The organism is Gelidibacter sp., assembly GCF_039916245.1.
Taxonomy (GTDB): Bacteria; Bacteroidota; Bacteroidia; order Flavobacteriales; family Flavobacteriaceae; genus Gelidibacter.
In genome coordinates, this window is sequence record NZ_JBDSLS010000017.1 from 1 (window position 1) to 5,490 (window position 5,490).

Consider the following 5,490-nt stretch of genomic DNA (forward strand, 5'->3'; position numbering starts at 1 on the left):
GTCATTCAGATATTGGCATAAGAATTTAATTTTCCACAGACGGCCCTATTCTCATCGCTTTTTAATTAATTTTGCACCATGATAAAAGACATTCAGCTTCGGGTTAGTCTCCTGGAAGAAAAACGCCCTGATATTTTAACACGCAAAGCAGCTAAATTCCTTGGTATTCCTATAGATAAAATATCAGGTATTAAGGTGCTCCGCAAATCAATTGATGCCCGAAAAAAGCAGATTATTTTCAATTATAAAGTCGCGGTTTACATCAATGAACCCGTTTCCCAAACCTCTGATTATCATTTTGATTATAAAGATGTATCCAACGGAAAACCCATTCATATTATTGGCTTTGGCCCTGCAGGAATGTATGCCGCCCTGCGTTGTATTGAATTGGGATTTAAGCCGATAGTTTTGGAACGCGGCAAGAATGTTCAAGAGCGACGTCGGGATTTAAAAGCCATCAATCGGGATCATTTTGTGAATGAGGATTCTAATTATTGTTTTGGCGAAGGTGGCGCGGGGACTTATAGTGACGGCAAACTATACACCAGAAGTTTAAAGCGTGGCGACGTGCGTCGAATTTTTGAAAACCTCGTGTTTCATGGTGCTACGGATCAAATTTTAGTGGATGCCCATCCGCATATTGGCACTAACAAACTCCCTAAAGTGGTTCAGAATGTTCGTGAAACAATTCTGAATTATGGCGGCGAGGTACATTTTGATACCCGAGTTACAGATTTCACTATCAAAGACCATAAAGTAACAGCGCTTCAACTTCAAAACGGCGACGAATTGAAAGTCGATCGTGTCATTTTAGCGATGGGACATTCGGCGAGGGATATTTTTTATCTGCTTCATGAAAAAAACATTGCGATGGAAGCAAAATCCTATGCCATGGGTGTTCGTGTAGAACATCCGCAACACATTATAGATTCCATCCAATACAGTTGCAGTGGCGAACGCGACGAACTATTACCTGCAGCATCTTATAATTTAGTGGATCAAGTGAACGGAAGAGGCGTCTATTCATTTTGCATGTGTCCTGGTGGTTTTATTGTACCTGCTGCTACGGCCAATGGCGAAGTGGTAGTCAATGGTATGTCGCCTTCCAAACGCAATAACCCGTTTGCCAACTCAGGGATTGTTGTGGAAATCAATGTGGATAAGGATTTACATAAATACGAGCATTTTGGCGTTTTAAAAGCCTTGGAATATCAAAAAGATTTGGAACGCTTGGCCTTTACAGCTGGTGGACGAAGTCAAGTGGCACCGGCGCAACGCTTGACGGATTTCGTTGAAGGCAAGCTCTCAGCAAGCCTCAATCCCAGTTCTTACCAACCTGGATTAAAATCGGTACCCTTACACTCCTTATTGCCCAAATTGATTGGCGGGAGTTTACGTAACGGATTTAAAATTTTTGGCGAAAAAATGAAAGGCTATTATACCGAAGAAGCCAATGTCGTGGGTGTTGAATCGCGTACCTCCTCGCCTATTAGCATCCCTAGAAATGAGCGATTGGAACATCCGCAAATTTCAAATCTTTACCCTTGTGGCGAAGGCCCTGGATATGCTGGTGGCATTGTGTCTGCTGCCATTGACGGCGAACGTTGTGCAGAAGCGGCGTGTGGAGCGTAGACGAAATTGAAGATGAAATTGAACTTGCCTGCCCGTCCGAAGCTTTTGCGGAGGCGGGAAGTTGAAATTGAAGCCGTCCATTAAAGATCACTTCTCGTTATTTTAAGAAATCGAAGCCTTTTAATGTCGAATATCGAATACTGAATAAAAAATGTTGAAGTATTAAATCCGTCGTTTATAGGAATGGTGCATTTTTGATTTCATTTTTTTTCCGTTGCAACCTTTGCTAAAATCCTTTAAGTCTTTGGGTTTAAATAAACTAACCGCAATGGGCGCAAAGTTCAGCGCGAAGAACGCGAAGCGGTTGAAATTGGAGTCGAAGACAAGAATGGAATTAAATAAATTCATTCAAGTTTTGAAACAACTAAACACCTTACATCTTCACAACTTAACATCATTCTAGAGTTTATTCCAAAAACCCTTTTGAGAAGTTCCCAGTCAGAACTCGATTTTAAATCGCAATAGATTATAACGAGCATCTTGGTTCTTGATTCTAAAAGCGCAGCGGTCTCACATCTATCAAAAATATTCCTATTTTTGCATTTCTAAAAACAGACAAATAATGAACGCATATATATTTCCTGGCCAAGGTGCCCAATTTACAGGAATGGGCTTGGACCTTTATGAAAAATCATCCATAGCACAACAACTTTTTGAACAAGCGAATGCCATACTTGGTTTTTCGATAACCGATATAATGTTTGAAGGCTCAGCAGAAGCGCTTAAAGAAACCAAAGTAACACAGCCCGCAATTTTTTTACATTCAGTAATTTTAGCAAAAACCCTTGGTGATCAGTTCAAGCCAGATATGGTTGCAGGACATTCTTTAGGAGAGTTTTCAGCGTTAGTGGCGAATGGCACTTTATCTTTTGAAGATGGATTAAAGTTAGTATCACAACGTGCTTTAGCTATGCAAAAAGCCTGTGAGTTGCAACCAAGCACCATGGCAGCGGTTTTAGGTTTGGAAGATTCAATTGTCGAAAGAGTATGCGCTGAAACTGAAGGTATCGTTGTGGCGGCAAATTACAATTGCCCAGGACAACTGGTTATTTCTGGCGAACTTAACGCGATTAATCGTGCTTGTGAAGCCATGAAAGAAGCGGGAGCAAAACGTGCGTTGGTATTACCTGTCGGCGGCGCCTTTCATTCGCCACTAATGGAACCTGCACGTGAGCAATTGGCTGCTGCCATTGAAAACACCTTTTTCAGCAAACCGAACTGTCCAATTTATCAAAATGTGACAGCCCATGCAGTGATCAACCAAGATGATATAAAAGCCAATTTAATTTCACAATTGACTGCACCGGTACGTTGGACACAATCTGTGCAACAAATGATTGCCGATGGCGCCACTTTATTTACAGAAGTCGGCCCTGGCAACGTGTTACAGGGATTGGTCAAGAAAATCAACAGAGACGCACAAACCGCTGCGGCAACATTTACCCCTAATTTGTAGTCAATGAAACTATCTAGAACATTAAGTATTGTCTTATTGATTATTGCCAATATTGCCATTGATCAAATATCAAAATTTATCGTAAGAGCAGAAATAGCCCAAAATGAAATCATTCAACTTGTGGGCGACACTTTTATCATGACCAAGGTTGAAAATTCAGGGGCATTTTTAGGTATGGGAAGTGACCTGAGTCCTACTTTAAAATGGATTTTATTATTGATCCTTCCGGTCATTGTTTTGGGCGGCGTGGTGTATTATATCTTAACTAATAAAGCGTTAGACCGCTTAAGCCTGATTGCATTTTGCTGTATCGTTGGTGGTGGTATCGCCAATGTATTTGACCGGTTTGTGTATGGTTCTGTAACTGACTTTTTTCACATCGACTTAGGTGGCGTGTTTAGAACTGGTATCTTTAACGTAGCCGATATGTCGGTCTCTTTTGGAATGATCTTATTGGTTATTGCCAGCTTTCAACAGAAGAAACTCGCAAAACAAAACGCTTAAAACAATCAAATTTCAACTAGAATTCTCGAAGTAGATTTAGTCTTAAGCGCATTATAAAATCAAAAAAGCCTCAATAATCTGAGGCTTTTTCTATTGTTCTAAGTTACTATTTTATCTTGCTAAATTACAATCTTCACAAGCTTTCACTTCGCCGTAATAGGTTTCTCTATATTTATGAAGTGTTTTGTAAGGGATACTTAAAAATTGCTTTTTAATGTACGTTACTTTGGTCATGAGCAACCCCATTTGAGGGGTGTACCTTTCTTCAGGAATTGTTTCTCTTTTAATACTAATCAGTTTCATTTTGTACTTTGCTTTTTGTTTTTATAATCAAATTAGCTCACCAATTAAATTTCTTTAAAGTTAAAATTCATTAAGTGCATTTTGATTATTTCTAGTCATCATGAACTACAAAGAAACAAATTCAAAAATAGACATCCAAAACATCAGGGTTAAAACCATGTTAATCAACTTGCTAATTACAACACCCGTAACAACGGTCCGTTTTCGCAGTCATATTAACAACAGATACACGATATAATTAACAGATATGAACGTCAAAAACGGTTATTCCTTGTAGGTTTTACCTTCTTTCATTACAAATACCACATTGGTCATGGTGTCAATATTTTCAGTTGGATCGTCATTTGTAGCCACAATATCCGCTAAAAACCCTTCTTTCAATTGTCCAATTTGAGTGTCCATTTTCAGCAACATGGCATTTGTGACGGTAGCACTTTGTATTGCTTTAATGGCTGGCATTCCTGCCTCAACCATATAACCAAACTCTTTCGCATTTTCGCCATGGGCAAAAACCGCGGCATCAGTTCCAAAAGCTATTTTAACACCTTTTTTATAGGCTTTTCCAAACATGGATTGAATTTTCGGGCCTATATCCAACGCTTTTCCAACGATCACCTCTGGATAATAATTAGGGATTTTGGCCTTTTCAGAAACTGATTTTCCTGCAGTAATGGTAGGCACCAAATACACGTCATGCTTTTTCATAAGCTCCATGGTTTCATCACTCATAAACGTCCCGTGTTCAATGGTCTTTACACCACCAAGGATGGCGCGTTGCATGCCTTCATCGCCATGTGCATGAGCGGCAACTTCAAGTCCGTAGTCTTTAGCAGTATCGCAAATCGCTTTGATTTCCTCTACCGTAAATTGTGGATTCTGTCCGCTTTTCGCAACACTCAACACCCCACCCGTAGCCGTAATTTTTATCCAATCGGCACCATTTTTATAACGTTCCCTTACCGCTTTTTTCGCATCTTCCACACTATTGACCACACCTTCCTTTGGGCCTGGATCACCCAACAGTCCTCTTTTGGCACCATTGGTTGGATCAGCATGACCGCCCGTAGTTGCTAAAGACTTTTCGGCGGTTAATATTCTTGGACCATCAACTTTACCTGCATTAACCGCATTTCTTAAGGCTACATTGACGCCCGAACCTCCCAAATCCCTAACGGTTGTAAAACCTGACATCAGGGTCACGTTTGCAAAATGCTGTGCGTTAAAGGCCACATCGGCATCATTGAGGGTATACTTTTCCAGATAAGCAGCAGGGTTGGTTTCACTTTCAATGTGAACATGCATATCAATAAGCCCCGGCATCACGGTTTTTGACTTTAAGTCAATCACCGCATCTTCGGCCGATTTAGGTGTTGAAAATCCATCTTCAATTGCCATGATCTTCTTTCCTGAAACGATAATCGTTTTATTGGTCAAAACCTTACCTTCTTTGGTATCGATTAATTTCCCACAATGCAAATAAGTATTCTGTCCAATTAAAATCGAACTAACTAAAAGGCTACAAAAAAGAAGTGCTTTTTTCATGGCTACAGTTTAAATGTTTCTGATATGTTTTTCCCATTTCCAAGCAGATAATA

General features: G+C 40.0%; 5 protein-coding genes. 3 read left to right on the plus strand and 2 right to left on the minus strand.

The window, feature by feature from the left end; all coding sequences use genetic code 11:
* The first annotated feature begins 78 nt into the window (after positions 1–78).
* The 3 genes from ABIQ28_RS01155 (at position 79) to lspA (ending at position 3,592) form a co-directional block, all read left to right on the plus strand.
* Complete coding sequence (locus tag ABIQ28_RS01155; protein WP_348034917.1) at positions 79–1,632, plus strand: FAD-dependent protein; 1,554 nt, start codon at positions 79–81, stop codon at positions 1,630–1,632.
* Positions 1,633–2,194: 562 nt separating this feature from the next.
* Positions 2,195–3,088 (plus strand): ACP S-malonyltransferase, encoded by an 894-nt coding sequence (gene fabD, locus ABIQ28_RS01160; protein WP_348034918.1) that lies wholly within the window; start codon positions 2,195–2,197, stop codon positions 3,086–3,088.
* Between the two features lie 3 nt (positions 3,089–3,091).
* Positions 3,092–3,592, plus strand: coding sequence for a signal peptidase II (lspA, locus tag ABIQ28_RS01165; protein ID WP_348034919.1), 501 nt, complete (start codon positions 3,092–3,094; stop codon positions 3,590–3,592).
* A gap of 111 nt (positions 3,593–3,703) precedes the next feature.
* Here lspA and ABIQ28_RS01170 read toward each other — a convergent pair whose 3' ends face one another.
* Positions 3,704–3,895, minus strand: coding sequence for a hypothetical protein (locus ABIQ28_RS01170; protein ID WP_348034920.1), 192 nt, complete (start codon positions 3,893–3,895; stop codon positions 3,704–3,706).
* Between the two features lie 264 nt (positions 3,896–4,159).
* Complete coding sequence (locus ABIQ28_RS01175; RefSeq protein ID WP_348034921.1) at positions 4,160–5,437, minus strand: amidohydrolase family protein; 1,278 nt, start codon at positions 5,435–5,437, stop codon at positions 4,160–4,162.
* Between the last annotated feature and the right edge of the window lie 53 nt (positions 5,438–5,490).

Excerpts from the sequence above, each read along its gene's own strand:
- ABIQ28_RS01170 (WP_348034920.1), bottom strand. The coding sequence starts at position 3,895 with ATGAAACTGATTAGTATTAAAAGAGAAACAATTCCTGAAGAAAGGTAC.
- ABIQ28_RS01175 (WP_348034921.1), bottom strand. The coding sequence starts at position 5,437 with ATGAAAAAAGCACTTCTTTTTTGTAGCCTTTTAGTTAGTTCGATTTTA.
- ABIQ28_RS01155 (WP_348034917.1), top strand. The coding sequence starts at position 79 with ATGATAAAAGACATTCAGCTTCGGGTTAGTCTCCTGGAAGAAAAACGC.
- fabD (WP_348034918.1), top strand. The coding sequence starts at position 2,195 with ATGAACGCATATATATTTCCTGGCCAAGGTGCCCAATTTACAGGAATG.
- lspA (WP_348034919.1), top strand. The coding sequence starts at position 3,092 with ATGAAACTATCTAGAACATTAAGTATTGTCTTATTGATTATTGCCAAT.